Annotated in this window: 24 protein-coding genes; 8 read left to right on the top strand and 16 right to left on the bottom strand. The window is 62.9% G+C overall.

Features of this window, described 5'->3' with window-relative positions:
• Nucleotide 1: 1 nt before the first annotated feature.
• Genes rnhA through ispH form a run of 3 tightly spaced genes read right to left on the bottom strand, consistent with a single transcriptional unit; the run spans nt 2 to nt 2,405 of the window.
• On the bottom strand, nt 2–454 hold the full coding sequence (rnhA, locus tag B5525_RS14855) for a ribonuclease HI (protein ID WP_079566668.1): 453 nt from the start codon (nt 452–454) through the stop codon (nt 2–4).
• Complete coding sequence (locus B5525_RS14850) at nt 451–1,434, bottom strand: homoserine kinase (RefSeq protein ID WP_079566667.1); 984 nt, start codon at nt 1,432–1,434, stop codon at nt 451–453. The genes rnhA and B5525_RS14850 overlap by 4 nt, the downstream gene beginning before the upstream one ends.
• A 5-nt stretch (nt 1,435–1,439) precedes the next feature.
• A complete protein-coding gene (gene ispH, locus B5525_RS14845; protein WP_079566666.1) occupies nt 1,440–2,405 on the bottom strand; it encodes a 4-hydroxy-3-methylbut-2-enyl diphosphate reductase in 966 nt (321 codons plus the stop codon).
• Nucleotides 2,406–2,619: 214 nt separating this feature from the next.
• Between ispH and B5525_RS14840 the strand changes: the two genes are divergently transcribed.
• On the top strand, nt 2,620–3,312 hold the full coding sequence (locus B5525_RS14840) for a DUF1013 domain-containing protein (protein ID WP_079566665.1): 693 nt from the start codon (nt 2,620–2,622) through the stop codon (nt 3,310–3,312).
• A gap of 277 nt (nt 3,313–3,589) precedes the next feature.
• Here B5525_RS14840 and B5525_RS14835 read toward each other — a convergent pair whose 3' ends face one another.
• The 5 genes from B5525_RS14835 to B5525_RS14815 all read right to left on the bottom strand — a co-directional run bounded on the left by B5525_RS14835 (nt 3,590) and on the right by B5525_RS14815 (nt 9,485).
• Nucleotides 3,590–4,522 carry an FkbM family methyltransferase gene (locus tag B5525_RS14835; RefSeq protein WP_079566664.1) on the bottom strand — a complete coding sequence of 311 codons (933 nt, stop codon included), beginning with the start codon at nt 4,520–4,522 and terminating at the stop codon, nt 3,590–3,592.
• 420 nt (nt 4,523–4,942) lie between these two features.
• Nucleotides 4,943–5,818 (bottom strand): hypothetical protein, encoded by an 876-nt coding sequence (locus B5525_RS14830; protein ID WP_154073229.1) that lies wholly within the window; start codon nt 5,816–5,818, stop codon nt 4,943–4,945.
• 167 nt (nt 5,819–5,985) lie between these two features.
• A complete protein-coding gene (locus B5525_RS14825) occupies nt 5,986–6,177 on the bottom strand; it encodes a hypothetical protein (RefSeq protein ID WP_079566662.1) in 192 nt (63 codons plus the stop codon).
• 200 nt (nt 6,178–6,377) lie between these two features.
• The gene (locus B5525_RS14820) at nt 6,378–8,594 is read right to left on the bottom strand and encodes a lytic transglycosylase domain-containing protein (protein ID WP_079566661.1); all 2,217 of its coding nucleotides are present in this window, start codon (nt 8,592–8,594) and stop codon (nt 6,378–6,380) included.
• A gap of 261 nt (nt 8,595–8,855) precedes the next feature.
• Nucleotides 8,856–9,485, bottom strand: a complete 630-nt coding sequence (locus B5525_RS14815) for a L,D-transpeptidase (protein ID WP_079566660.1) — start codon at nt 9,483–9,485, stop codon at nt 8,856–8,858.
• An 854-nt stretch (nt 9,486–10,339) separates the two neighbouring features.
• Between B5525_RS14815 and B5525_RS14810 the strand changes: the two genes are divergently transcribed.
• Nucleotides 10,340–11,845, top strand: coding sequence for a carboxylesterase/lipase family protein (locus B5525_RS14810; RefSeq protein WP_079566659.1), 1,506 nt, complete (start codon nt 10,340–10,342; stop codon nt 11,843–11,845).
• Nucleotides 11,846–11,967: 122 nt separating this feature from the next.
• Here the strand turns inward: B5525_RS14810 and B5525_RS14805 are convergent, their stop codons facing one another.
• Genes B5525_RS14805 through B5525_RS14795 form a run of 3 tightly spaced genes read right to left on the bottom strand, consistent with a single transcriptional unit; the run spans nt 11,968 to nt 15,225 of the window.
• Nucleotides 11,968–12,981, bottom strand: coding sequence for an amino acid ABC transporter substrate-binding protein (locus B5525_RS14805; RefSeq protein WP_079566658.1), 1,014 nt, complete (start codon nt 12,979–12,981; stop codon nt 11,968–11,970).
• Between the two features lie 13 nt (nt 12,982–12,994).
• The gene (locus tag B5525_RS14800; protein ID WP_079573383.1) at nt 12,995–14,344 is read right to left on the bottom strand and encodes an aspartate aminotransferase family protein; all 1,350 of its coding nucleotides are present in this window, start codon (nt 14,342–14,344) and stop codon (nt 12,995–12,997) included.
• A 5-nt stretch (nt 14,345–14,349) separates the two neighbouring features.
• Nucleotides 14,350–15,225: a MurR/RpiR family transcriptional regulator gene (locus B5525_RS14795; RefSeq protein ID WP_079566657.1), complete on the bottom strand. Its 876-nt coding sequence runs from the start codon at nt 15,223–15,225 to the stop codon at nt 14,350–14,352.
• Nucleotides 15,226–15,325: 100 nt separating this feature from the next.
• Between B5525_RS14795 and B5525_RS14790 the strand changes: the two genes are divergently transcribed.
• The 4 genes from B5525_RS14790 to B5525_RS14775 all read left to right on the top strand — a co-directional run bounded on the left by B5525_RS14790 (nt 15,326) and on the right by B5525_RS14775 (nt 19,455).
• Nucleotides 15,326–16,513: an amino acid ABC transporter permease gene (locus B5525_RS14790; protein ID WP_079566656.1), complete on the top strand. Its 1,188-nt coding sequence runs from the start codon at nt 15,326–15,328 to the stop codon at nt 16,511–16,513.
• A 3-nt stretch (nt 16,514–16,516) separates the two neighbouring features.
• Nucleotides 16,517–17,638: an amino acid ABC transporter permease gene (locus tag B5525_RS14785; protein ID WP_079566655.1), complete on the top strand. Its 1,122-nt coding sequence runs from the start codon at nt 16,517–16,519 to the stop codon at nt 17,636–17,638.
• A 483-nt stretch (nt 17,639–18,121) separates the two neighbouring features.
• Nucleotides 18,122–18,367 (top strand): hypothetical protein, encoded by a 246-nt coding sequence (locus tag B5525_RS14780; protein ID WP_079566654.1) that lies wholly within the window; start codon nt 18,122–18,124, stop codon nt 18,365–18,367.
• A gap of 179 nt (nt 18,368–18,546) precedes the next feature.
• Complete coding sequence (locus B5525_RS14775; RefSeq protein ID WP_079566653.1) at nt 18,547–19,455, top strand: heme-binding protein; 909 nt, start codon at nt 18,547–18,549, stop codon at nt 19,453–19,455.
• Nucleotides 19,456–19,672: 217 nt separating this feature from the next.
• Here the strand turns inward: B5525_RS14775 and B5525_RS14770 are convergent, their stop codons facing one another.
• Entirely contained in the window at nt 19,673–20,716 is a 1,044-nt protein-coding gene (locus B5525_RS14770) for a serine hydrolase (RefSeq protein ID WP_079573382.1), read from the bottom strand.
• Between the two features lie 468 nt (nt 20,717–21,184).
• Between B5525_RS14770 and B5525_RS45345 the strand changes: the two genes are divergently transcribed.
• Entirely contained in the window at nt 21,185–21,334 is a 150-nt protein-coding gene (locus B5525_RS45345) for a hypothetical protein (RefSeq protein WP_172899879.1), read from the top strand.
• Nucleotides 21,335–21,419: 85 nt separating this feature from the next.
• Nucleotides 21,420–21,812, top strand: a complete 393-nt coding sequence (locus B5525_RS14765) for a tautomerase family protein (RefSeq protein ID WP_079566652.1) — start codon at nt 21,420–21,422, stop codon at nt 21,810–21,812.
• Nucleotides 21,813–22,012: 200 nt separating this feature from the next.
• On the opposite strand, the gene B5525_RS14760 is transcribed toward B5525_RS14765, so the two are convergent.
• The 4 genes from B5525_RS14760 to B5525_RS14745 all read right to left on the bottom strand — a co-directional run bounded on the left by B5525_RS14760 (nt 22,013) and on the right by B5525_RS14745 (nt 24,877).
• Entirely contained in the window at nt 22,013–22,231 is a 219-nt protein-coding gene (locus B5525_RS14760) for an alkylphosphonate utilization protein (RefSeq protein ID WP_079566651.1), read from the bottom strand.
• A 126-nt stretch (nt 22,232–22,357) separates the two neighbouring features.
• The gene (locus B5525_RS14755) at nt 22,358–22,564 is read right to left on the bottom strand and encodes a DUF6494 family protein (RefSeq protein ID WP_079566650.1); all 207 of its coding nucleotides are present in this window, start codon (nt 22,562–22,564) and stop codon (nt 22,358–22,360) included.
• A 15-nt stretch (nt 22,565–22,579) separates the two neighbouring features.
• Entirely contained in the window at nt 22,580–22,849 is a 270-nt protein-coding gene (locus B5525_RS14750) for a hypothetical protein (protein WP_154073228.1), read from the bottom strand.
• Nucleotides 22,850–22,927: 78 nt separating this feature from the next.
• On the bottom strand, nt 22,928–24,877 hold the full coding sequence (locus tag B5525_RS14745; protein ID WP_079566649.1) for a propionyl-CoA synthetase: 1,950 nt from the start codon (nt 24,875–24,877) through the stop codon (nt 22,928–22,930).
• Nucleotides 24,878–24,976 lie beyond the last annotated feature (99 nt).

Genomic DNA, 24,976 nt, shown 5'->3' with positions numbered 1-24,976 from the left:
CCTAACCCTTCAGCCTGGCCATCGCGACGCCGTCGCGCGCGAGCTGATCGGCGCGCTCGTTTTCGTCGTGACCGGCATGACCCTTGACCCAGTGCCAGCGCACCTGGTGCGACTTCAGCGCGGCGTCGAGGCGTTGCCACAGTTCGACGTTCTTGACCGGCTTCTTGTCGGCGGTGCGCCAGCCGTTCTTCTTCCAGCCATGGATCCAGCCGGTGATGCCCTGACGGACATACTGGCTGTCGGTGTAGAGATCGACGGTGCAGGGTTTTTTCAGCGCCTCCAGCGCGGAGATCGCCGCCATCAACTCCATGCGGTTGTTGGTGGTATGGGCCTCGCCACCCTTCAATTCCTTTTCGACCTCGCCGAATTTGAGGATCGCGCCCCAGCCGCCGGGCCCGGGATTGCCCGAGCAGGCGCCGTCGGTATGAATGATGACGGTCGGAAGCGAGCTCACGCCACCAGCCCCGAGGCCGCGACGCCGTAATCGCGCATGCTGGCGACGCCCTGCTGAAAGCGAAGCTTGCGGACATATTCCAGCGGATCCTTCGGCCGCACCAGCGCGCCCGGCGGCACGTTGAGGAAATCCACCAGCCGCGTCAAAAGAAACCGCAGCGCGGCGCCGCGCGCCAGCAGCGGCAGTGCGTTCTCCTCGGCTTCGGACAATTTGCGCTCGCGGCCATAGGCGTTGAGAAGCGCCCGCGCCTTGGTGACGTTGAACGAGCAATCGCTCTCGAAGCACCAGGCGTTGAGGCAGATCGCGACGTCATAGGCCAGCATGTCGTTGCAGGCGAAGGTGAAGTCGATGATGCCGGACAGCCGCTCGCCGAGGAAGAACACGTTGTCCGGAAACAGGTCCGCGTGAATCACACCCGGCGCCAAATTCTTCGGCCAGATGCCGCTCTCGAGATGATCGAGTTCGGCTTCGATGAAGGCGGCCAACCCCGGCTGCAATTCGTCGGCGCGCGATGAGGACTGTGCGAACAGCGGCCGCCAGCCCGACACCGACAGCGCGTTGGCGCGCGACATCGGAAAGTCGCGGCCCGCCAGATGCATGCGCGCCAGCGCCTGGCCGACGCCGGCGCAGTGCGCGGCGCTGGGCTTGCGCGGCCAGATGCCTTCCAGGAAGCTGATGATCGCCGCCGGCCGGCCGGCCAACGTGCTGAGCGCCTCGCCGCCCCGGTTCTTGACCGGCAGCGGGCAGCTGAGGCCGCGCGAGGCGAGATGCGTCATCAAGCCAAGAAAGAACGGCAGGTCGTTCTTCGCCACGCGCTTTTCGTACAGCGTCAGGATGAAGTAGCCGGCCGAGGTATGCAGCAGGAAGTTGGAATTCTCGACGCCCTCGGCGATGCCCTTGTAGGACAACAGTTCGCCGAGATCATAACGGCTCAGGAATTCCGCAAGCTCGTCGGCGGCGACGTCGGTGTAAACCGCCATCGCAGTTACTCGGCGGCGTCGGGGCGCAGCGAACGCGGCAACGGGAAGAATTCGTTCTCTTCCGCGGCCGAGACCGTCTCCACTTGCAATTCGTAACGTTCGGCGAACGCCCCCATGATCTCCTCGACGATCACTTCCGGCGCCGAGGCGCCCGCGGTGATGCCGAGGCTCTTGATGCCAGCAAAGCGCGACCAGTCGAGATCGCCGGCGCGCTGCGCCAGCACCGCGATCGGGCAGCCTTCGCGTTCGGCGACCTCGCGCAGCCGCTGCGAATTCGACGAATTCGGCGCGCCGACCACGATCAGGGCGTCGACCACCGGCGCCACCTTCTTGACCGCGAGCTGGCGGTTGGTGGTGGCGTAGCAGATGTCTTCCTTGTGCGGGCCGGAGATGTTGGGAAACCGTTCCTTCAGCATCGCGACGATCTCGGCGGTGTCGTCGATCGACAGCGTCGTCTGGGTCACGAAGGCAAGGTTGTTGGGATCCTTCGGCGTGAAGGTCTTGGCGTCTTCCGCGGTCTCGATCAGCGTCACCGCCCCCGGCGGCAGCTGCCCGAGCGTCCCCACCACCTCCGGGTGATGGGAATGCCCGATCAGCAGGATTTCGCGGCCGCGCTTGAAATGGATCGCCGCTTCCCGGTGCACCTTGGTGACCAGCGGGCAGGTCGCGTCCAGCGAGAAGAAATTACGCGCCCGGGCGTCGGCGGGCACCGATTTGGGAACCCCGTGGGCGGAAAACACCACGGGGGCGTTGGTATTGTCGGGGATTTCGGCCAGTTCCTCGACGAAAATCGCGCCCTTGGTCCTCAGGCTGTCCACGACGTAGCGGTTGTGGACGATCTCGTGGCGGACATAGACCGGGGCGCCATAGATGGTCAGCGCCCGTTCCACGGTATCGATCGCCCGTACCACCCCGGCGCAGAAGCCGCGGGGCGAGCAAAGCACGATTTTCAGGGGTGGTTTGGCCTGCATGGGAGCAATTTCCGTCCGAATCACCCCTCGCCGCCGGGCAGGGAACGGTCAATTCGGATAAGGACTTGGGACTGCTTTCGGGCGCTGTCAAGACCGTTTTAGCTAACCATTGCAGACTTGGGCCCGGACGGCTTATATAGGGGATAATTCCCGTCATCGCTGATGACCACGGCTTCGCCCCCCAGGGGTGGGCGAAGCGCAAAGGAGATTTGCCATGAGCAATGCACCGCTGATGCCGAAGGCGACGGCCGTGTGGCTGGTCGACAATACCGCGCTGACATTCGATCAGGTGGCGGATTTCACCAAGATGCACCCGCTCGAGGTCCGCGCCATCGCCGACGGCGACGCCGCCCAGGGCATCAAGGGCATGGACCCGATTTCGACCGGCCAGCTCAGCCGCGACGAGATCGAAAAGGGCGAAAAGGACCCGAATTACCGCCTGAAACTCGGCGAGAGCAAGGTGGCGCTGCCGCCGGCCGCCAAGAAGAAGGGCCCGCGCTATACCCCGGTGTCGCGCCGCCACGAGCGGCCGAGCGCGATCCTGTGGCTGGTACGCAACCACCCCGAGCTGAAGGACGCCCAGATCATGCGGCTGGTCGGCACCACCAAGACCACCATCGCCAGCGTCCGCGACCGCACCCACTGGAACGCCTCGACCCTGACCCCGATGGACCCGGTGACGCTCGGCCTGTGCTCGCAGATCGAGCTCGATTTCGAGGTGCAGCGCGCGGCCAAGGAGAAGCCGATCGATACCGCCTACGGCGGCGCCACCCTGCTGCCGGCCTCCGAGACCACCCGCAAGGAGCCGGAATTCGAGCCATCCGAGAAGCAGCGCGACGACCTCAATGTCGACGCGGTATTTGCAAAACTGAAGACGATCGGCGGCAAGAAGCCGGACGACGAGTAAGGCGAGCGTCGCATCAAGGCACTCCGCCGCGTCAATCATCCCCGCGCATGCGGGGATCCAGTACGCCGCGGCTTCTCGATTCCATCGCAACTGCTCCGGGATACTGGATCGTCTGCTTTCGCGGACGATGACAGTTGGTGAGCGTCACGCATTCGCGTCTCTGTCCAGGCGACGGCCCTGCCGCTGATGGGGGCTCCGGGCGGCCATCACGAGGCGTCGGTACTGCGCGCCTAGCGCGTTTGACACAACCAAGACCGTTGCCGGGTTTCGCGGTCTATCATTCGTCAACGATCTGGCCGCCGTCATAGCCGCAAGCAATGCGTCCGAGCGCCGCTCGAAATGCCGCGGTATCGACCGCGGATGCAAGCGCCGCGAACTCGTCCGGTTTTGCGATTCGGCGTGCGCGACTCAAGAGGAACGTTATGAGATCTTTGTCGAGATAAGGCAGGCTCGCCCAGAATCCGCGCGCGAGATCTTGCGCTAGCGCGTGATCGGGATGTTGCTTATTTTCGGGGGCACGGCCTATCTCGTACATGTGACGAACCGCGTGCCACGACGCCCGCTCGGACGGAAAGCGCGCCATGATCTCGCGATGTTCCTGCGCGACATAAAAGCGGTTGACGGTGTCGAACAGAACGAAGCCGTAGCCCTGAGCGAGAAGGAACGGCTCCCAGTCCTGCCATGCCGGCTCCGACGACACGGGCGTTACCGCTTCCATGACGATCACTTTGGGTCGAAAGCGCTTCCAGTCGCCACCGAACAGGACGTCGCCTTCGGCACCCTCGACGTCGATTTTGAGGAAGTCGATAGAGCCCACATCGTGCGTTTCGCATAAATTGGCCAGTGTAGTCACAGGCATGCGAACGGTCTGATAGTCGACGCCGAAGGCTTTTGCTTTTTGCGCAAGGTATTCCACGGTCGTCGAGAGACCATGCAGACGCTCCACCGCATAGAAGTCGATTTCGCCGCAGTGGCGTCCGACCAAGCCACGAACCGCCAGATCGCGCGGCCGCAGTCGCTGGTACAGCGCCGCAAGTTCAAGCTGTGGCTCGACTACAATGCCGTGCCAGTCGCGTTCATAGAACCAGAATGACACATTGTCCGCGATCGGATGCCCGGCGCCGATATCGATGTAGGTCCCGGTGGTCTGTCCCGCGAAGGCAAGCGAAAGATGATAGTCCTCAAGATTCTGTGCGTAGGATAGCTCCATTTGCGTCCTCGACTCTCTTCCGGCCAGCGCACATAGTGGCTTGTTGGCATTCTGTCCGTTCCAGTGTCGTTCCAGTATACTGCTCTAATTTCGGGATTTAATGTCAAGACTCTCCGCGAAAATATCTAACAACAGAGGTGATGTTGCCTTCTGACGCAAAGCGCACATTCGCCTGACCGCGAATGCGGATGGCGTTCCGATCGGCTAACGTCCGTCTCAGGTTAGATGCGGACTCGGTCGCAGTGGTCTCAGATGCGGCTAATTTACACCGGGTCGAGCTGGAGGCCGGTTGGTGCTCAAATCAATCATTAGCCGCCTCGCGCCGCCGACCGGTCCGACTCATTGGCAAAATTTCGGATGTTCCGGAGTGGAATAGCAATCTTGGAATGGGCTTTTGATGTTGGCCCTTACTTGCGTTCGTTAGCGTCGCGAACCAGTCGCCGCGACGGTCAAGGCAATTGCCGCGGGATCGCAGCAGAGCACCATCAGAAGTATCAGCCATCGAACCGCGGCTTCGGGCGTGGCACCGGCCATCATCGCAAGATACTGGATTGGGCCTGCGGATGCTTCGATACGGAAACGTTCACCGACCAGCGTCGCGCGTTGCGTCTGTAATCCAATCAGCGCTGCCGTTGCCGCCTGCCGCTGCGCATCGAGCCCATCCCGGGTCACACGCTGTTGCGTTGCTATGTTGATGGCGCGAGTCACCCAGCCGCGCCGTGTCGATTCGTCCACCGCCCGATCGATCTGTGCGACGCGATTGTCCAGGTCGGCAAGGGTCGCCGACTGCGCCGTGACGCGGGCGTCGAGCGCTTCAATGCGTTCGGCGACACTGGAACGCGCCGCGGCCGCCACGCTGACATGTGCCTCGACCAGCCTGCCGAACACACCGGCGGCGTTGATGAGCGCAAGGCCGGCCACGAGGCCGACCATGACCGAGCGCATTTTCCATCCAACCCGGCGCCAATGCGCGGCCAGCCATCCAGCTATGACGAGTTTGCCGGCCTCCATCGTGGCGGCGAGCACCATGACCGCAACCGGAGCTCCGGGAAATATTTCAGCCATGCCCGTGACTGAAAAGTACGCCGCAACCGTCGCCAGTGCGAGAGCCGCAACAAGGGCAAAGGCGCCGCCGGCGCGTTCCGGGCTGGCGGGAACAGCCGCCGGCACGGCGAGTGCGGCGGAAACGGTCGGCGGCGCGCCGGGCGCCTCTTGCTTGCCATCGGCCTTCGTTGCCTTCGATGCCTTGGTGCGCTTGGCTGCCGGAGAAGGGCGGCTGCGCTTCGTTGCAGCCAAGGGCGCCTTGCCGGATGATTCGACACTTATGTCTTCGGGGATTGTCGCCACTAATCTGGGCGTCCGATTTGAAGCATTAGCCAAGCCGTCGAACTGAAAGCCACCGAGTACAAGACTACCGTCGTCCTCCGTCAGTTCGGTCGCGGCTTGCGTAGTTGGGCGGCCTGTCATGCGGCACCCCGCCCCGTAAGATTGACAGCCAGCTTCTCCTCGATGAAAAACTGGAGTGCGCCGTAACCACCCGTGTCGACAGCGTACCTGAAGCTTCCGTCAACGGTCGGAAACACGGCAACAACCATGCCCGACTCGTGATCGTCAGCGACGATTTCGACTTGCTCGCCGATCGCAAACTTCGACATCGAAAATTCCTTCTGGAATCATCGATGCGATTATATCTCTGCCGGCAGGCTGTAGCTTCTTAACGATTCACCTTCCGGAATTTCGGACGATGGTTGTTGTATTATTGCCTCATCCTGGGTTCCAGATGGAACCGTTACGGGCGCGGTTCGCGAGGCGGCGCTGCGGTTCACGTCAGCAGCGGCTGTTCCCAAATCCGATGCTATGGGATGACCGGGTCTCCATCGGGAGCCGGCGTCGGGGCTAACAAAAGTAGCGCTGAGTTGGCCTCGTGCGAGTTCCCAAGACGTTGATTGGATTTCGATGCCACCGACGCGCCGCCGTCAAATCGAAGGCGATAGACTTGCAGGTTCTCCATGACGCGCTGGACATAGTTTCGGGTTTCGGAGAGCGGAATGCGCTCCACCCAGTCGATGGCGTCCACATTGGGATCCCGCGGATCCCCGTACAATTTCACCCAGTCGCGAACGCGTCCCCGGCCGGCGTTATAGCCGGCGAAGGTCATGATGTGAGAGCCCGCATATTCCCTCAGCAACGCGCTGAGTTCTGCCGCGCCCATTTGCGTATTATAGACGGGATCGGAGACCATCCGGTCCCAATCATAGGTGGCGCCGAATCGCTTGGCGGTGTCGCGTCCGGCTTCCGGCGTGACCTGCATCAGGCCGACCGCATTGGCCGACGACTTGTCGCGCTGGTCGAACGCGCTTTCGGTGCGTGCGACCGAATAGATGATGCTGCGCTCGATCTCGGGACCGATGGGACTGTGCTGCGGGATTCCAATGGTCGGGAAGGCGTAATTGTCGAGCGCGAGTCCGCGGGCGAGCGCCGGCTTGCCGATCTGCAACATCGCCCGCGCATCATTGTGGCGGCCGGTAAGCTCCGCGAGCGCGGCCAGCACCGCCACGTCAGTGCTCTCTTCGGCGAGATCGGCGACAAAACTCAGGACGACGTCGCGTTCGCCGAGCGCATAGAGCATGTCTGCGGCGCGCACGCGCTCGTCCGCGAGCGTTGCATCGTCAGTAGCCTCGGCCGGCACCGGCGCTCGCAATTGGGCTCTGTCGAGGCTGAGCCTCGCACGTGCGAGCTGCCCGTAATAGGCGGTGGGATAGCGCGCGGCGGCTTCATAGAAGGTGCGCATCTCCGCTTGCTCGCCAGTCGCTTCGGCGGCACGGCCGCGCCAGTAGTACGCCCGCGCCAGTACAATCGGATTGGCCGAGCCGTCGTCGATATGGGCGAAATGCGCACGCGCCGCCGCGGGATCGTTGCGGTAGCGCAAGGCGATCCAGCCGCACATGAAATGAAAATCCGCCCGGTAAGGCTCGCTGGCCGGCAAAGCGGCGTTGCGCACGACCTGGTAGGCCGCTTCGGACTTGCCCTGATCGAGTAGCTTGCGAGCGAGACCGCGCCGTTCACGCCACCATTCGTCGGTATCCTGCAGCGCCATATTCTCGGGGGCCGCCGAGAGCACAAGACGCGTTGCGTCGTCGATGCGGTCGTGACGCACCATCCAGCGCAGGCGGCAAAGCGTGTAGCCGAGATCGCCACGGGCCTCGGCTGGAACGTCGTTGAGCAAATCGAGCGCCTCGTCGGCGCTGCCCGCCGCGCAGGCCTTCACGATCGCAAGCTCGTCGCTGCCAAGGCGCTGCGCGACGCGCTTTGCGCCAGCGAGATCCTTCGCGCCGATGCGCTTGTCCATGCGCGCACGATGGTCCTCGCGCGTCAGCAGGTCGCGGAACAGCTCGAGCGCGTCGGCTTCGGAGCGCTCCGACAATTCATCCGACCGCCAGGCCTGGCGAACCAGTCGCTCGGCACCGTCACGATCGCCTTCGGCAAGCCGCGCCCGCGCGAGCGCGAAGCGGCCTTTGGCGCTTGTCGGCTGATCGCCCACGAAGTTGCGCACGGTGGCGGCGTCGCTGCGCTCCTGCCACAGGTCCGCCTCGGCCCGCTTGCGCATGAGTGCCCTGCTCGGCCAGCCCGGATTATCGGCGATGAACGCCGCGTATCGGCTGAAGTTCGCGTCAGTCGCCGGATGGCGCAGGATGAACCATTCAACCAGTTTCCGCGCAGCCGGGTCGCCGATCGTCTTCTCTATGGCCGTCGCCTCGCTCGTCTTGGCCTTGCGCGCGAGATTCATCGCGTCCCTTACAGCCGCGAGATCGCCCGACAGCGGGGCAGCGTCGACGGCCGGAGGCGGCACGTCACTGGAGGACCGCGCCGGTTTCTGTTGTGCCGCTGCGACATGCCTTGCGTGTGCGGCTTTCTTCAGCGCCGCGCTGCCGTGGTGCCGCCCGCCGGTCGCTTCATGGGGCTTCCTAGTCTGCTGAGGCTTATGGCCGGCGCGCGCGGCCGCCTCAGTCGAACAGACGGCGAGCAAGGCCAAGGTCAGGAAGCAAGACAGCGGACGCAAGCGCTGGTTCATTGCATGGTCCCCCCGCGAACGGCTGGAGCTTCCTGGAGGCTACCACAGCGCCCATTTTCAACTGTCGCGCTTTGGCAACAGCGCGGGAAAACCTGACGCAAAATGGAACTCAGACGGCCAGCAAAAATCTCTCCCGCATTGGACCGCGCGGGTCACGTTGCCGATTTCGCGGCAATGCCCCAGCCCGCGGCGGCCAAACCGATGATCGGAAAGTGAGCGCCGCAATGCGGACGTCGGGGAGCCTGCAAAGCGCCGCCCCGTCTATGCGTGTTGATTCGGCGCGAGGACGACGACGGTCGCGCCCGGCTTCACCCGATCGAAGAGATCGATGACATCCTCGTTGGTCATGCGGATGCAGCCGGACGATATCGCCTGGCCGATATATTCCGGCTGGTTGGTGCCGTGGATGCGGTACAGGGTGTCCTTGTTGCCCGCGTAAAGGTAGAGCGCCCGCGCGCCGAGTGGATTGGCCGGACCTCCTGGAATGCGCGGCGGGTAGGGGCCGAGCCGCGCCTGAATCTCCGGCGTCGGGATCCAGTCAGGCCATTCGGCCATGCGGCCAACCGAAGCCACACCGGAGAAGGCCATCGCTTCTTCCCCCACCGCCACGCCGTAGCGGATCGCTTTGCCTCCCGGCAGGACTAAATACAGAAAACGCGCGTCGGTATCGACCAGGATCGTGCCCGGCGCCTCTCGACGCGAATAGTCGACGAGATGCCGGCGAAAGGTTTCCGGAATGGTCGTCTGCGCATACGGCGCGTGCGCCAGCAGCTGCCGGTCCCTTGGGGTCAGGCTAGCGTCCGACGACGGCGCGAGCGTCGCCTGCATGCAACCGCCAAGCGCGAGCCCAAGCAGCCCCACGAGTAACCACGCAAGCCCAAACCGCGGCACCGCCTGCCCTCCAAAGCGCTACGCTGCTATTTGTTGCTCGAATAGTGCAGAAATCAAGGCAACCTTGCGATAATGGTCGGCGTCGAGCCGGAATGCGATGTGTCGCTACCATGATACGGCATGATCGGCTTTGCTGATTGGGTGGCAGGTGCAGCGCGATAACAATTCACGACAAGATTGGTAGAGAACCGGTCTTCGGCGCATTGCCCGATCATACGATCTAGATTGGAAGCTTCCTTCGCCGTCCACATCAGCAGACGCACTCGTCAGCAGCGTGGTTTGTGTCCACCGCATCCCGCCCGGCGTCTCGTGACGATCGCGAGCCGTCTCTCTTGTCGGGTCGGGACGGGGCGAGCCCGACATGGAAAGCGGATTATTTTCACGGCGGGGCTGGACAGCCTTTTGCTGATTTGCCCGTCGAGGCTGGGCAAGTATTCGATCAGCTCTCAAAGCAGTAGAATCCATTCGCCCTGGCAGGCGGTGGCGCGCAGGAAGTTCTACCGCCATCACCCGGTGCGCACTACCGAAGAACGATGTTCTACAAGTCGACAGCCGCCCCGAGTACTTGCCCAGCCTCGTCCGTTTGGTTTCGGCGCGTGATGGGACCGACGAAAAACTCGGGCCATGCGGCAAGGTGGACGTCCGTGCCGGCCCTCACGCCTTCTTCAAGAACTCCGAGCACAGCGCCAGCCCCTTGACCTTGTCGGTGCGCCTTCGATTTCGTCCCTCAATGTCGGTGGGTGGATGTTCCTGATCACGGTGTCGAGGGGCGGCTTGTCGGTACAAGACTTGCCTCGCCGTGTCTGACGGAAGTAAGTTATTGATGAACCCCCTCGCGCATTGAGATTTCATCGATGCGGTACCTCGTTGCGCTGGTTGCGGCTTCCGGCGTCTTGCTGCAAGGCGGTATTGTCCCGGCTCAGGTTGGGCAATTCCCGTTCGTCCTGACGCGAGAAGAACAGGTGCTCGGGGTGGTCGAAGCGGGAGTGGCCTCCTTTAAAGGGATTCCATATGCCTCGGCGCCCGTCGGATCCCTGCGGTGGCGAGCTCCGCAACCACCGCCTGAAAGTCCGGCCATCCGCTCGGCACATGAATATGGTCCGGCATGTTTGCAGCCTTCGATGCCCGGGCCCGGCTCGTACCGCATGAGCGAGGACTGCCTCACGCTCAATGTCTTCAGACCGTTCGAGACCGAAGATCCGTTGCCGGTCATGATCTGGATTCATGGCGGATCGTTCGTCGCCGGTACCGCAGGCGATCCCCTGTTCGACGGGGCGAAACTCGCGCAGGCGGGGGTCGTTGTGATCACGCTGGACTATCGGCTGGGAGCGTTCGGTTGGCTCGCGCATCCCGCCTTCGCCGAAGGCGCCTCGAACAGCCGTATCGCGAATTACGGCATGATGGACCAGATCGCGGCCCTGCGTTGGGTTCATGAGAACATTGGGGCGTTCGGTGGCGATCTGGGCAACGTCACCTTGTTCGGCTCGTCTTCGGGGGCAATTTCGGTCGCGCTGCTCATGCTCTGCGAGCAGTCGCGCGATCTGTTCCAGAAAGCCATCCTTGAGTCGCTGCCCGGTCGCGAGCGAATGCGCTCGATGGAAACGGCGGAGGCCGTTGGCAAGCAGTTTCTCCAAGCTGTCGGGTACGACGGCAACGGACCGGATCCGCGCGCGATTGATTCCGAGGCGCTGCTGGCCGCCGAAAAGATCCTGCTCTCCAGGTCCTGGCGAAGCTTCGCTCCGACAGAGGACGGGATGCTGGTGAAGGAGGATATTGCCGCCGGCTTCAGGGCAGGCCGGGAGAGCCGCATCCCGCTCATCATCGGATCGAATGAAGAGGAGACGGTTTCCGGCAGCGAACCTGATCTCAATGAGGAGCTTGGCCTTGCAGGCGCCTCCCTGGACGACCTGCGAAGGTTCTATCCTGAAGCCTCCCGCAATCCAGAGCTCGCGGCAAGGTTATTTACGGACAGGGTCTTCACCGAGCCCGCAAGATTCTTTGCGCGAAGCCATGCGGCGACCGGCTCCTCCACATTCCGATATCGTTTTTCCTATGTGCCCGAAGTTCAAGCTCAGGGCGGCGAAGGAAGTCGCGGACGGGAGCTTCAGTTCATTTTTGGCGCCGAAGGCGTGCCGGGCGCTGGAGTGTTCACGCACCGCGACCGCGAAGTGTCAAATATTCTGAGGGCCTATTGGACCAACTTTGCGAAGACGGGAGATCCCAACGGGCCAGGTCTGCCGCTCTGGGAAACCAGCTCGAACCGCGAAAAATTGCTGCTGATCTCGAACACTGACATATCCAGCAGCGCCGATCCCTGGTCGGAGCGGCTGGACCGCATCGAGCGCCGAAGCCCGAAATGATAAATCATTCCGGACATCAGAGTTCGCTCGCCGGAGCGGCAAAATTCCGTCGGCATCCAGAACAGGACCGGAGCGGGCGCGACGGTTCCAAATATTGCCCGCCGAGCCGCGGCGTCAGGCCCTTACTTGAAGGGGATGGCGTACATCAAGCCGCCCTTGCTCCAGGTCGCGTTCAGGCCGCGCTCGAGCTTCAACGGGCTCGCCTGGCCCACATTTCGATCGAAGATCTCCGCGTAGTTGCCGCCCGTTTTAATGGCCTGCACCATCCACTTGTTGTCGAGACCAAGGCGCGATCCGAGGTCTCCTGAGCTGCCGAGCAGACGCTGGATGGCCGGCACGTTGCTGGATTTTGCCATGTCGTCCACGTTGGCGGCGGTCACCCCGAGTTCCTCGGCCTCGATCAACCCGTAATGAAGCCAGGCAATGACGTCGGTCCACACCTCGTCGCCATTGCGCGTGAATGGTCCGAGCGGCTCCTTGCTGATGGTCTGCGGCAGGACGATGTAGTCGGCAGCGTTCGGCGCCGCGGTCGCGACCGCGCCGGCAAGCGCCGAGGCGTCCTGGGTCATGGCATCGCAACGGCCGCCGAAGAATGTCTGGTACATGGTATCGACGCGATCGAATACCAGCGGCTTCCACTCGATGCCGTTGGCCCGGCCGTAGTCGCCGAGCGTTACCTCATGGGTGGTTCCTTGCGCGACGCAGACGGTAGCGCCGTTCAATCCCTTGAGATCCTTCACCCCGCTGTCTCGCCGGACCACAAAACCCTGGCCGTCGTAGAAATTGACCGGCCCCTGTCGCAGGCCGAGGGTCACGCCGCGCAGATAGGTTTGCGTGGAATTTCGATAGAGCACGTCGATTTCGCCCGACTGCAGCGCGGTGAACCGGTTCTGGGCCGTGAGCGAGACGTAGCGCACCTTGGTGGCGTCGCCGAGAACCCCCGCCGCCAGCGCGCGGCAGTAGTCGACGTCGAGTCCCTTGTAGTTACCCTGGGAGTCCGGCGCGGAGAAGCCGGCAAAGCCGGCGCTGACGCCGCAAACCAGCGTGCCGCGCTGCTTGACCGTGTCGAGCGTTCCGGCGGCTGCCCCCGAAATCCAGGCGGCGAGCAATCCCGTAGCAATGATGATTCTCTTCATTCTGCTCCTCCTCCTACTGACCAATGGTTTTCAATGCGCCGTCTACGGCAGAGCCGAGCCTGTCGACGATCATGTCGATGTCGTCCGGTGTCGAGATGTAGGGCGGTGCGAGCAGGACGTGGTCGCCGCTGCGGCCATCCATCGTCCCGCCGGCCGGATAACAGGCGAGGCCATCTTCGAACGCGGCGGCCTTGATCCGCTGGTGGAGTTTGAGGCCGGGATCGAACGGCGTGCGGCTGCCGCGGTCGGCAACCAGTTCGATGGCCTGGAACAGGCCGCGCCCGCGGATATCGCCGACATGCCGGTGATTGCCGAAGCGCTCGATCAGGCGCTGCTCGAGATGGCGGCCGAGATCCTTGACCCGTTCGAGCAGTTTTTCCTCAGCTATGATCCGCTGCACCTCGAGGGCCGCCGCGCAGGCGATCGGGTGGGCGAGATAGGTATGCCCGTGCTGGAAGGATCCCGAACCCCGCCGGATCCTGTCGATGATCCCGGTGCTTGCGAGCATCGCGCCGATCGGCTGGTAGCCGCCGCCGAGTCCCTTGGCGATGGCCTGGATGTCGGGCGCAATGCCCTCCTGTTCCCAGGCATGAAGCGTGCCGGTGCGACCCATGCCGCACATCACCTCGTCGAGGATGAGCAGGGCGCCGTGACGGTCGCAGATCTCGCGCACCGCCCGGAAGTAGCCTTCCGGCGGCGGCACGCACCCGGCGGTGGCTCCGACCACGGGCTCGGCAATGAAGGCCGCCACCGTGTCGGGGCCGAGACGCCGGAATTCAGCTTCCAGTTCGGCGGCGAGCCGCGCCGTGAACCCGGCCTCGGATTCATCGTCGCGCTTCTCGTGATAGGCGAACGCAGGCGTCACATGGCTGAAGGCCGACGACAGCAGGGGCGCATAGGGCTCGCGGCGCCAGGCGTTGCCACCCGCGGCCAGCGCGCCCAGGGTATTGCCGTGGTAACTCTGGCGGCGGGCGATGAAACGCTGGCGCTGCAGCTGGCCGCTTTCGATGAAATATTGCCGCGCCAGCTTGATGCTGGCTTCGATCGCCTCCGATCCGCCACTGACCAAATAGGCGTAGCCGAGGCCGCCGGGCTCTTCGCCGACCAGCAGGTCAGCGAGCGCCTCGGCCGGCTCCGATGAGAAAAAGCCGGTATGGGCATAGGCCAGTTTCGACGCTTGCCTGGAAATGGCCTCGACCACACGCGGATGTTGATGTCCGAGGCAGGAAACGGCGGCACCGCCGGAGCCATCGAGAATCCGTCGCCCATCCTCGGCAATGAGCCAAACGCCGTCGCCGCCGACGGCTATCGGAGGTGTTTCGCGCAGGCTTCGATGCAGCACGCGGCTGTGTCTGGCGCCCATCATATTCAACCTTTCTCGGCAACGTATTGCGACATCGCCGCGAGGCGGGCTTCGGTCTCCTTGAGGCGGCGTTTCGCGCCGGCGCCGCCGAGCGCAAACGTGACGGCGGCAAGCGACTGCGCGACCGCAATCGCACCGGTCAGGCTCGGAAAGAAGCCGGGTGAGGCGGCCGCCTCGAACAGGAGCAGGTGATCCGCACCCTCCGCCATGGGTGCGGCGATCGTGTCGGCGATCGCGATCAGCGCAGCGCCGGAACGATGCGCCGCGCGCGCCGACAGCACGCTTGCGGTCGAATAGGGCGCAAAGCCTATGACGATGACGGCATCGCCGGCACGAAATGCTCCGAGGTCGAGATCCTCGGGACCCGAGCCGCCGACCAATTGCACCGCTTCGGGCCGGAACAGCCGAAGCTGGTAATTGAGCAGTTCCGCCACGCCGCGGCAGCTTCGAAAGCCGGCGATCCAGATCCGCTGCGCCGCATGCAGGGCCTTGGCAGCCGTTGCCACGCTGCTTGCGGAAATGCGGGCAAGGCCTGCCGCTTCGGCCTCTAGCTTGTCGGCGACCAGCGTGACATCGGCATTGGGACCGTGGCGCCGTCCCTTGGTTCGGCCCGAGAACGGCGAGGGCTGCACGGGCCGGCGCGCCTCGGTCAGGGCGGCACGGAGTTCGTCCCACCCCGAATAACCCAGCGCCTGCGCCAGCCGGGTGAAGGAAGCGGGATCGGCACCCGCCACGGCGGCCAGTTCGCGCATCGAACGCGTGGTGGCGTCGTAGTCGTTAGCGGCAACGAAGCGCCCGACTTCACGCAGCCGCATCGGCAGCGAAGGCAGGGCGCTGCAGAGCTCGGTGAGCGGCGAGGACTTCGGCTGCGGCTGGGTCATGAAACATACGTTGCATAAAACGTCATTTCGTGCAACATATGAAACGCGCCTTCCCCGGCGCATGGCCGAAGATCGCTGCTGACAGAAGGATCCTTGTGCTGTGACGACCGCTACCTCCGGAACCGTTCGCCGCAAGCGGTCGCGCTTCTCGCTCGGCAACGCGCGTGTCGCCGGATATTTCTGGCAGATCGTGGTGGTCGGCCTTGCGGTCGCCGTGGTGTTCTGGCTCTGGTCCAACGCGGTTCACAATCTGTCGGCGCGCCGCATCTCGACCGGCTTCGCCTTTCTGGGCCGCGAGGCCGGGATGCCGATCGCTGATGCCTGGATCGCCTACAGCCCGCAGAACACCTATCTGCGCGCCTTCATCGTCGGTATCGTCAACACCCTCCGTATCGCGGTGATCGGCATCGCGTTCGCGACCGTGCTGGGAACGCTGATCGGCATCGCGCGGCTGTCGTCCAATTGGCTGCTGTCCCGCCTGGCGGCGGTCTATGTCGAAGTGCTGCGCGATATTCCGCTGCTGCTCCAGCTTCTGTTCTGGTACGTGCTGATGCAGGGGCTTCCGGCGGCCCGCGCCGCATGGATGCCGGTCGGCGGCGTGTTTCTTTCGAATCGCGGCCTGGTGCTGCCCTCGATACCGATTGAAGCGGCAAATCTCTGGGTGATCGGCACCGCCGTGCTCGGGCTGATCGCGTCGTACGCGCTGGGCCGGCGATTGGAGGCGCGGCAGGTGCTCGATGGCAAGCCGCGTTCGCTGTGGCCCTACGCGCTTTTCCTGGTGGTCGGACTGCCGGCGCTGGTGTCGTGGGGACTGGGCGCATCCTGGACCATCGCGATGCCCGAATTGCGCGGTTTCAATTTTGTCGGCGGCTTGACGCTGTCGCCGGAGTATTTCGCGCTGCTGGTCGCGCTCGTCACCTATACCTCGGCCTTCATCGCCGAGATTGTGCGCAGCGGCATCCAGGCCGTTCCGAGGGGACAGTGGGATGCCGCCATGGCGCTCGGGCTGCACCGCGGTTTCGTGCTTCGGCACATCGTCATGCCGCAGGCGCTTCGCGTCATCATTCCGCCGATGACCAGCCAGTACCTGAACCTGACCAAGAATTCGTCGCTGGCCGTCGCGGTCGGCTACCAGGACATCGTGTCGATCGCCAATACCACGCTGAACCAGACCGGCCAGGCCATCGAATCGATCGCGCTCATCATGGGGGTGTTCCTGACGATCAGCCTCGGCATCAGCCTGTTCATGAACTGGTACAATGCGCGCATTGCGCTGTCGGAGCGCTGATCGATGACGTCGCTGACGGATGCGCGGCAAGATACGCCCCCCTTCGGCCGGTCGCGATCGCGCAGGACCGGAAGCGGCCGCGCGATCGGTTGGCTGCGCGCCAATCTCTTCCCCTCGATACAATCGAGCCTTATTTCGCTGCTGCTGATCTTCCTACTCGCGAAGGCCTGCGTCAGCTTCGTGCAATGGGGGTTCTGGAACGCGATCTGGACGGTTCCCGGCAATGAGACCGGCGCCTGCCGGGCCATCCGCGGGCTCGGCGCCTGCTGGGCCGTCATCCCCGAAAAATATCGCTTCATCCTGTTCGGCACCTATCCCTTCGATCAGCAGTGGCGCCCTGCCCTTGCGGTCGTGACCTTCATCGCACTATTCCTTGTCTCGAGCCGCCGCAGCTGGTGGCGCAGGGAGCTTTTGCTGGTCTGGGTCACGGCACTCGTCGTGATTGGCCTGTTGATGTGGGGCGGCGTCTTCGGGCTGACTTACGTGTCGCAAGATCGCTGGGGCGGGCTGCCGGTGACGCTGATTTTGGCGACCTTCGGACTAGCCTTCGGTTTTCCGCTCGGAATTGTCGTAGCACTTGGCCGCCGCTCAAAACTGCCCGCGATCCGGTCGCTTTGCGTGCTCTATGTCGAGCTCGTCCGTGGCGTGCCGCTGGTCAGCCTGCTATTCATGTCGAGCGTGATGTTTCCGCTGTTCCTGCCCGACGGCGTCAACATCGACAAGCTGCTGCGGGCCCAGGTCGCCTTCGTGCTCTACGCCGGCGCCTATCTGGCGGAAGTCGTTCGCGGCGGCTTGCAGGCGGTTCCCAGCGGTCAGCACGAGGCGGCCGACGCGCTCGGCCTGTCGTATTGGCGGAAGAACGGGCTGGTCATTCTGCCGCAGGCGATCCGGCACGTCATACCGCCCTTGGTGAACACGTTTCTCGCGTTCTTCAAGGATACCAGCCTGGTCCTGATCATCGGCATCTTCGACCTGCTGACGACTGCGAAGACCGCGATCGTGGATCCCGCCTGGCAATCGTTCAGCGTCGAGGTCTACCTGTTCGTGGCCCTGATTTATTTTGTCTTCTCTTTTGCCATGTCACGCTACAGCCGGCGCCTCGAAACGGAGGCCAAGTCGACCTGACCGGTGGAGCGGCCCGACAGTTTTGAACTTGCCAACATCGATCGCCCCGACCGGATCATCCACGGCCAGGCATCAAATGGATCAACGGGCCTTGCGGCTGCGCGCGAATTCCATTTCAGCGAGGATGTCTTTGGGGCGGCTTCCCAATTCCCAAATTACCTTGCGAATTGGAAATCCAAACCTTCGACGGTAAGCACTGCCTTTGCGGTGCGCCTTCAGCGGCCTCGGCTATCAAAATATTTGGCGGCGCTGCGCATAGCTGCTCCTCAGTGCCAAGCGCATCTCAAACGAAAAGGCCCGGCTGATAGGCCGGGCCGATCGCAAAATATCGGGTAACTAGACGCAATGCGGGCACTAAAGGGTAAATAGCGGGTGCGCAGCTTTCTCATCGACGGAGCTGGATGGTGAAGTAGTTCACATTTGCTGACGCGAGAAGTGGGGTAGACAGCCAAGCGGCAACGCATCGATCGGTTAGGACACCACGTGGAACGCAGTCTGTCAGCATTGGAAGAGCAAGCCGCCGCCGCGTTGCGCCGGGCTCGACGTCTGCCGGTTGGCGCGGAGCGCAACGACTTGCGGCAGCTCGCCATGGGGCTTCTCTGGCTGCACAGGAACGGTATGGAGGCCTTGATGAAACAGCGGTTGACCGCCGCGGGTGAGATCGACCCACGTCAACCAGAGTTCATAAAGGCGTCGCAAGAACGGGTCACATTAATCACCGATAGGTAGCGTCATATTTTTATTTCATGACCGCGCGCTTTCATGATTTCCGCGGTCGCAGACCTGATTTTCAACCTGGAGCGCGACCACGGCAGGTGGCGCGGATTTCATTCCCAGTTCGCGCAGGGCACGATGGACCTGCGTGTTGTTTGTCATTCCATCATCCATCGCACCAGAGGAGCAGCACAATGAATATCCAACAGCGGGTAGTTTCATGTTCGATCGGCGCTCTCGTTACCATGGTGGCTGGTCCGGCCTTTGCGGATTGCTCCGCACTGCCGGGTTTTTCGGAACTCCGCTCAGCGCTCATCAGCGCCATAACGCCCGCTTCAGGCCCTAATGGCGGCCTGGGCTTCAACATGTGGGGGACACTCGTCGCCAACGATGGCACTGTCTGCGCCGTCGCGTTCTCGGGGAGCCAAGGCACCTCTCAGTGGCTGGGCAGTCGCGTCATCTCCGCACAGAAAGCCAACACCGCGAATGATTTCAGTGTGGGACGCAATGCCACTCCCGCCGGCAGTTTGTTTCCGAGTGGACTGGCCCTGTCGACCGCCAATCTGTTCACGGCCGTGCAACCGGGCGGCAGCCTCTACGGCTTGCAGCACAGCAATCCGGTCGATACAGCCGTCGCTTATGGCAACCGCCCGCCTTTCGGTAGCGCCGGCGTGAGCCAGGTCAGTTTCAACCAGGGCCCCTCCAGCGGTGCCTCGTTCGGCACGCCGAACGATCCCATGGTTGGCCAGCGCGTCGGCGGCGTGAACGTCTTCGGCGGCGGCCTTGCGCTTTACAGCAACGGGATCAAGGTGGGTGGCGTCGGTGTCAGTGGTGACACCTCGTGCACGGACCATATGGTCGCGTGGCGGGTACGAAATGCCCTGGGCCTCGATCAATTCCAGGGTGTCAAAGGGGTGGCGGATGCGGCTCACCCGGACAACATCATATTCGACATCAAGCCGAACGCGGACGGCACGGGCGGCACAGGCCAGGCTCCCAGCGGCCAGGGTGGCGTCGGTCAGAGTGCGGGCGGATTTGGCCATCCGAAGTGTCTGAACAATCCAACGGATGCCGCCGTGGCCGGTCTTCCACCTGTGAAGTAACGGTCGTCATCCGCGCGGGAGGCAGCAGATGCGGCTTCCCGCGTTGCGGTGGGACCTGGTTGAACGGGTGCGCCCCACGATCGAACTTGTCCAGTCCGCTTGAGGAGGCAGTCGGGGCGCACGCCTCCGGCTTTGCACCACTTACTGCTTTTGGCGATTGGCGAGGTCGGGTAACAGCCAATGCTGACGACCTGAGCGGACCAATCGAGATTCACGGTTATTCTTCTCGCGCCAATTCCGGAAGCACGCGGTAGCGGGCGATCTCATGCGGGAAATTGCTGCTGTTAGCCAGCAGGACGATGCCGGTCTTGTGTGCGGGCACGAGGCCGACATAGGCCGATGCGTTATTGAGTCCGCCTAGCTTGTCCACAACGTCCACGTCGTTCAAATGGACGTTTTCCCAGGCCATCGCTTGTCCGAACTTCCCGGTCACACGAAACGTCTCACGCTGCGTCATCTGCAATGCTTGCCGCAATTGTGGATCAATCGCCTCGCCATCGATACAGGCGGCAAGAAAGGTGGCCAGATCACGAGCCGATGAGAACATCTGACCAGTCCCCGGGAAATCGTAATAGCTCTGCTGGTCTCCAGGTGGGCCAATCACCATGCCCGTATCGGAGTAGCCCTGCACGACACGTTTCAAGAGCTCCGGAGCCATGATAGCGCGATTGTCTGGCCCGCGCTCGGGGAGGAACGTCTGGTTCATGCCGAGGGGTTTCAGGATGCGCTCTTCGACAAGCTCGCCGACAGGTCGACCGTAGCGACGTTCGAGCGCGAGCTGCAGCAGGACATATCCCGCGTGTGTATAGATTCGCTGCTTCCCCGGCTGCTCGCCCGATGGTGGCGTCCATGCGTTGAGCATGTTGAAGAATTGCTGCAGCGTGAACGAATCGTTCGGCCATGGCGGGTGATCGGTCGGCAGCAGGAGTCCGGATGTATGCGTTGCCAGTTCGCCGATCGTCACGCTTTTGATGTAGTCGCCGCGCAACTCGGGGACATACCTGCTCACTGGATCATCCAGGCTCAGTTCGCCCCGAAGCGTACCCAGCGCGACCAGGATTGCCTCGAACGGTTTTCGAACCGACGCCACGTTAAACAACGTGTCTGAAGTGATCGGCCGCTTTGTCGATTCGTCGGCGAAGCCGTAATTGAAAAACTGTGTGTAGCCCGCAGCGTAGACGGCCACAGCGAGGCCGCCCGGCTTCCCCACGGTCTCCGGAGCCAGATAGGCCGTCACGACGTGCTCAACGTTGGCATCCATGCCAATATCCGCAACCGCCGCGCGCGCCAGCGCGAGCAGTAGAACGGGAAAAATCATCAGGCCTGCCGGTCGACGATGTCGCCACCAGCGCATAGAACTTTTCATCATGCTGAGCCATCGCCCCATTGAAGCCGGGGATGCTTTTGCGTGCGTGATTCTGGCGCTTATCGGGAGACGCCCGTCAATTTGCCGTGAAGTTGCCGAATTCCGCCGACTTGCGGGTCTCGACTTGCGGGTCTCTTGCGTCGAGCGCTCCGGGCAGCGGCTAACCCTTTCCTTTGTCTGGATGATCTAAATGTTTCGATGGACCCGCACCGACTCGTTTTCGCTGAGGAAAGGCCAGACGTTTTGTGTTCCCGTCCGGTACTCTCGATAATTTGAAAATATGACTATTGTCATTCTATTGCCTGGCTATGACGTGCGACTAGCTCAACAGTGGCTCAGTTCCTCATGAGGAGAATTTCAGTGATGAAACAGACCAAACATTCGATCAAGGCTCATCGCTACGAACTCGTGCACGGTGAAGATGCCGACTTTATCGCCTATCAACGGAAGTTCGGCGATGGTCTTTGGCAGACGGTTTCAACATGGATGATCCCGCGTACGGAGTATCGCTAGCCGATCTCTCCTGGACTGCGATCCGCTCGGTTGAGCGCGGCCGGATACCGCCAGCATCCAACAACGCCCAATTAGGGAGAACCAGATGCCGCTTGTCAGGATCGACCTCAGCAGCACCGCGTCGCCGAAACTGCGGCAAACCGTCAGTGACGTCGTCTATGACGCAATGATCACCGTCGCGAAGGTCCCTGCCGACGACAAGTTCCAGATCGTCACCGGCCACGCCGCCGACGAGCTGGTGTTTCCCAGGGAGGGCTATCTCGGCATCAATTACACCGACGGCATTATCTTCATCCAGGTGACGTGGAACGCCGGGCGCAGCACCGAGGTGAAGAAGGCATTTTATCGCAAGATCGCCGACGATCTCCACGCCAAGGCCAGCGTGCGCAAGCAGGACGTCTTCATCAATCTCGTCGATGTCTCGCCAGAGAACTGGTCCTTCGGGAATGGCGAGATGCAGTACGCGCCAAAGCAGTAGCGGCGGCTTCCGCCGAGGCGCTTGCGACATCGTGGCTGTCTAGCCACGCACGCTGAAAGCTGCGTTACAGCGACGGCCCGTCCGAAAGCGGGGTCCGCTGGCTGTGACCGGCGCGGTTTCGCAGCATTGCGTCGAAGGCGGTCTTGATGAGACGGACAAAGGAATCCTTGTAGGGAAACTCCGCATTGTTGTTGCGGCCCTCACGCCTTCTTCAAAAACTCCGTGCGCAGCACCAGGCCCTTGACCTTGTCGGTGCGGCCTTCGATTTCGTCGGCGTCGTCGATGAGGTGGATGTTCCTGATCACGGTGCCGCGCTTGAGCACCGTGGACGAGCCTTTCAGCTTCAGGTCCTTGATCAGCGTGACGCTGTCGCCCTCGGCGAGCTGCGCGCCGTTCGAATCCCTGACCTTGATGTCCATGCGTGATGCTTTCTTGAGAATGAAAAGTAAGTAGCGAACGATTTCTTCCTTCTCCCCTCGTGCGAGAAGGTGGCGTGGACGAAGTCCGCGCCGGATGAGGAGTTACAGTCTATCGATGGGGAAGGTTCAGCCTAGTTCGATCTCGTCGGTCACCTCGTGCGTGAGGCTGACGCCGCCGACGGTCAAAACCATTTTGGCCGGTAGCTTCTCGTGGCCCTTGAGACGGCCGCTGTCGATCGCGTCGCGCACCTCTTTTTCGATCGCGCGCTGCGAGGTGATGCCGACCTTTTTGAGGAACTTGCGCAGGCTGGCGTTGAAGACGTCCTCGTTCATGGTGACCTCTCGCTGTTAAGGATGGTCCGGATGGTTCATCATGTATTCGCCGAGATCTCGCTGGCGACGGTCGGTGCGGGCGTCGGCATTACTGTGCTGAACGTCGCGATCCTTGCGGCAGGCGATATATTCGTTCGAACCGGGCGCGACATTCTTGGCGCGGCAGTACGCGTCGTCGTCGCTGCTGGTATCGACCATGGTCGGCTGTCCCCGCTCGAGGCAGCCGGCCAGCATCGGCGCGACGAGGAAGAGGGCTATGTAGAGTCGCGCGGAGTTACGTCGCATCGCGGAATTCCGTCCGTTGTTCCGATTTCGTCATTGCCGGGCTTGACCGGGCAATCCATCAAAAACAAGGCGTTTGCGTCAGATGGATGCCCGGGTCAAGCCCGGGCATGACGAGAGGAGCTGCACCCTGCCCTTCAGCGCGTCGCCGATTTCGTCGAGCACCTTCGGATCTTCGATGGTGGCGGGCATCGCCCATTGATCGCCGTCGGCGATCTTCTTGATGGTGCCGCGCAGGATTTTTCCCGAGCGCGTCTTCGGCAGCCGGCCGACCGTGATCGCGAGCTTGAACGCGGCGACCGGGCCGAGCTTTTCGCGCACCAGCGCCACGATCTCCTTTTCGATCTCGATCGGGCTTCTGGTGACGCCGGCCTTCAGCACCAAAAAGCCGCAGGGCACCTCACCCTTGATGGCGTCCTTGATACCAAGCACCGCGCATTCGGCGACGTCGGGATGGGAGGCGAGAATCTCCTCCATGCCGCCGGTCGACAGCCGGTGGCCGGCGACGTTGATGATGTCGTCGGTGCGGCCCATCACGAAGACATAGCCGTCCGCGTCCTTGTAGCCGGCGTCGGAGGTTTTGTAATAGCCGGGGAATTCGGCGAAATAGGCTTCGCGGCAGCGCTCGTCCTGCTCCCACAGCGTCGGCAGGCAGCCCGGCGGCAGCGGCAGCTTGATGACGATCGAGCCCATGGTGCCGGCAGGCACGGGCTTTGTGGCTTCGTCGACCACGTCGACCTGATAGCCCGGCATCGGCACCGTCGGCGAGCCGTGCTTCACCGGCAGCATCCCCAGGCCGACCGGATTGCCGGCGATGCACCAGCCGGTCTCGGTCTGCCACCAATGGTCGATCACCGGCACCTTCAACTGCTGCTCCGCCCATTGCACCGTCGGCGGATCAGCGCGCTCGCCGGCGAGGAACAGCGTGCGGAATTTCGACAGATCGTATTTCCGGATCAACGCGCCTTCCGGGTCTTCCTTGCGGATGGCGCGGAACGCGGTCGGCGCGGTGAACAGCGCCACCGCCTTGTGCTCCGCGATCACCCGCCAGAACGCGCCGGCGTCCGGCGTGCCGATCGGCTTGCCCTCATACATGATCGAGGTTGCACCCTGGATCAGCGGTCCATAGATGATGTAGCTGTGGCCGACCACCCAGCCGATGTCGGAGCCGCACCACCAGACCTCGCCGGGCTTGATGCCGTAGAGATTGAACATCGACCATTTCAGCGCGACCAGATGCCCGCCATTGTCGCGCACCACGCCCTTGGGCTTTCCGGTCGTGCCGGAGGTGTAGAGGATATAGAGCGGATCGGTTGCGAGCACCGGCACGCAAGGCGCGGATTTCTTTGCCGCGATGGCCTTGGCGCGCAATTCCGCCCAGTCGTGATCGCGGCCCGCAACGAGCTCGCAAGCCTGCTGCGGCCGCTGCAGGACGATACAGCCCTCCGGCTTGACGCTGGAGAGTCTGATCGCTTCGTCCAGCAGCGGCTTGTACTGCACGATGCGGCCGGGCTCGAGCCCGCAGCTCGCCGAGAAGATCAGTTTCGGCTTGGCATCCTCGATCCGGGTCGCGAGTTCCTTGGCCGCAAAACCGCCGAATACCACGCTGTGCACCGCGCCGATCCGCGCGCAGGCCAGCATCGCGACCATCGCTTCCGGCACCATCGGCATATAGAGGATGACGCGGTCGCCCTTGGCGACGCCGAAATCGGCCATGATCGCCGCGAGGGTCTTCACCTCATGCAGCATCTCCGCATAGGTCAGCTTGGTGACGCTGCCCGCCAGCGGCGAATCGTGGATCAGCGCCAGCTGGTTGCCGCGTCCATCAGCGACGTGGCGGTCGAGCGCGTTGTAGCAGGTGTTGACCACGGCGCCGGCGAACCAGCGGCCGTACAGGCCCATCGAGGGATCGAAGACCTTTTTTGCCGGCTCGATCCAGTCGATCTCGCGCGCGGCCTCGCCCCAGAAGCCTTCCGGGTCGGCCAGCGAGCGGGCGTGGACTTCGTGATACCGGCTGCTCTGGATGTTCATGGCGCTGCTCCCGGGACCTACTTTACCCATCATTGCCGGGCTTGTCCCGGGCATCCATGTCCGTGGGCTGGTCGACAAATCAAGACGTGGATGGCCGGA

Source organism: Bradyrhizobium erythrophlei, assembly GCF_900129505.1.
Lineage (GTDB): Bacteria > Pseudomonadota > Alphaproteobacteria > Rhizobiales > Xanthobacteraceae > Bradyrhizobium > Bradyrhizobium erythrophlei_D.
This window is presented reverse-complemented; position numbering and strand designations above follow the sequence as displayed.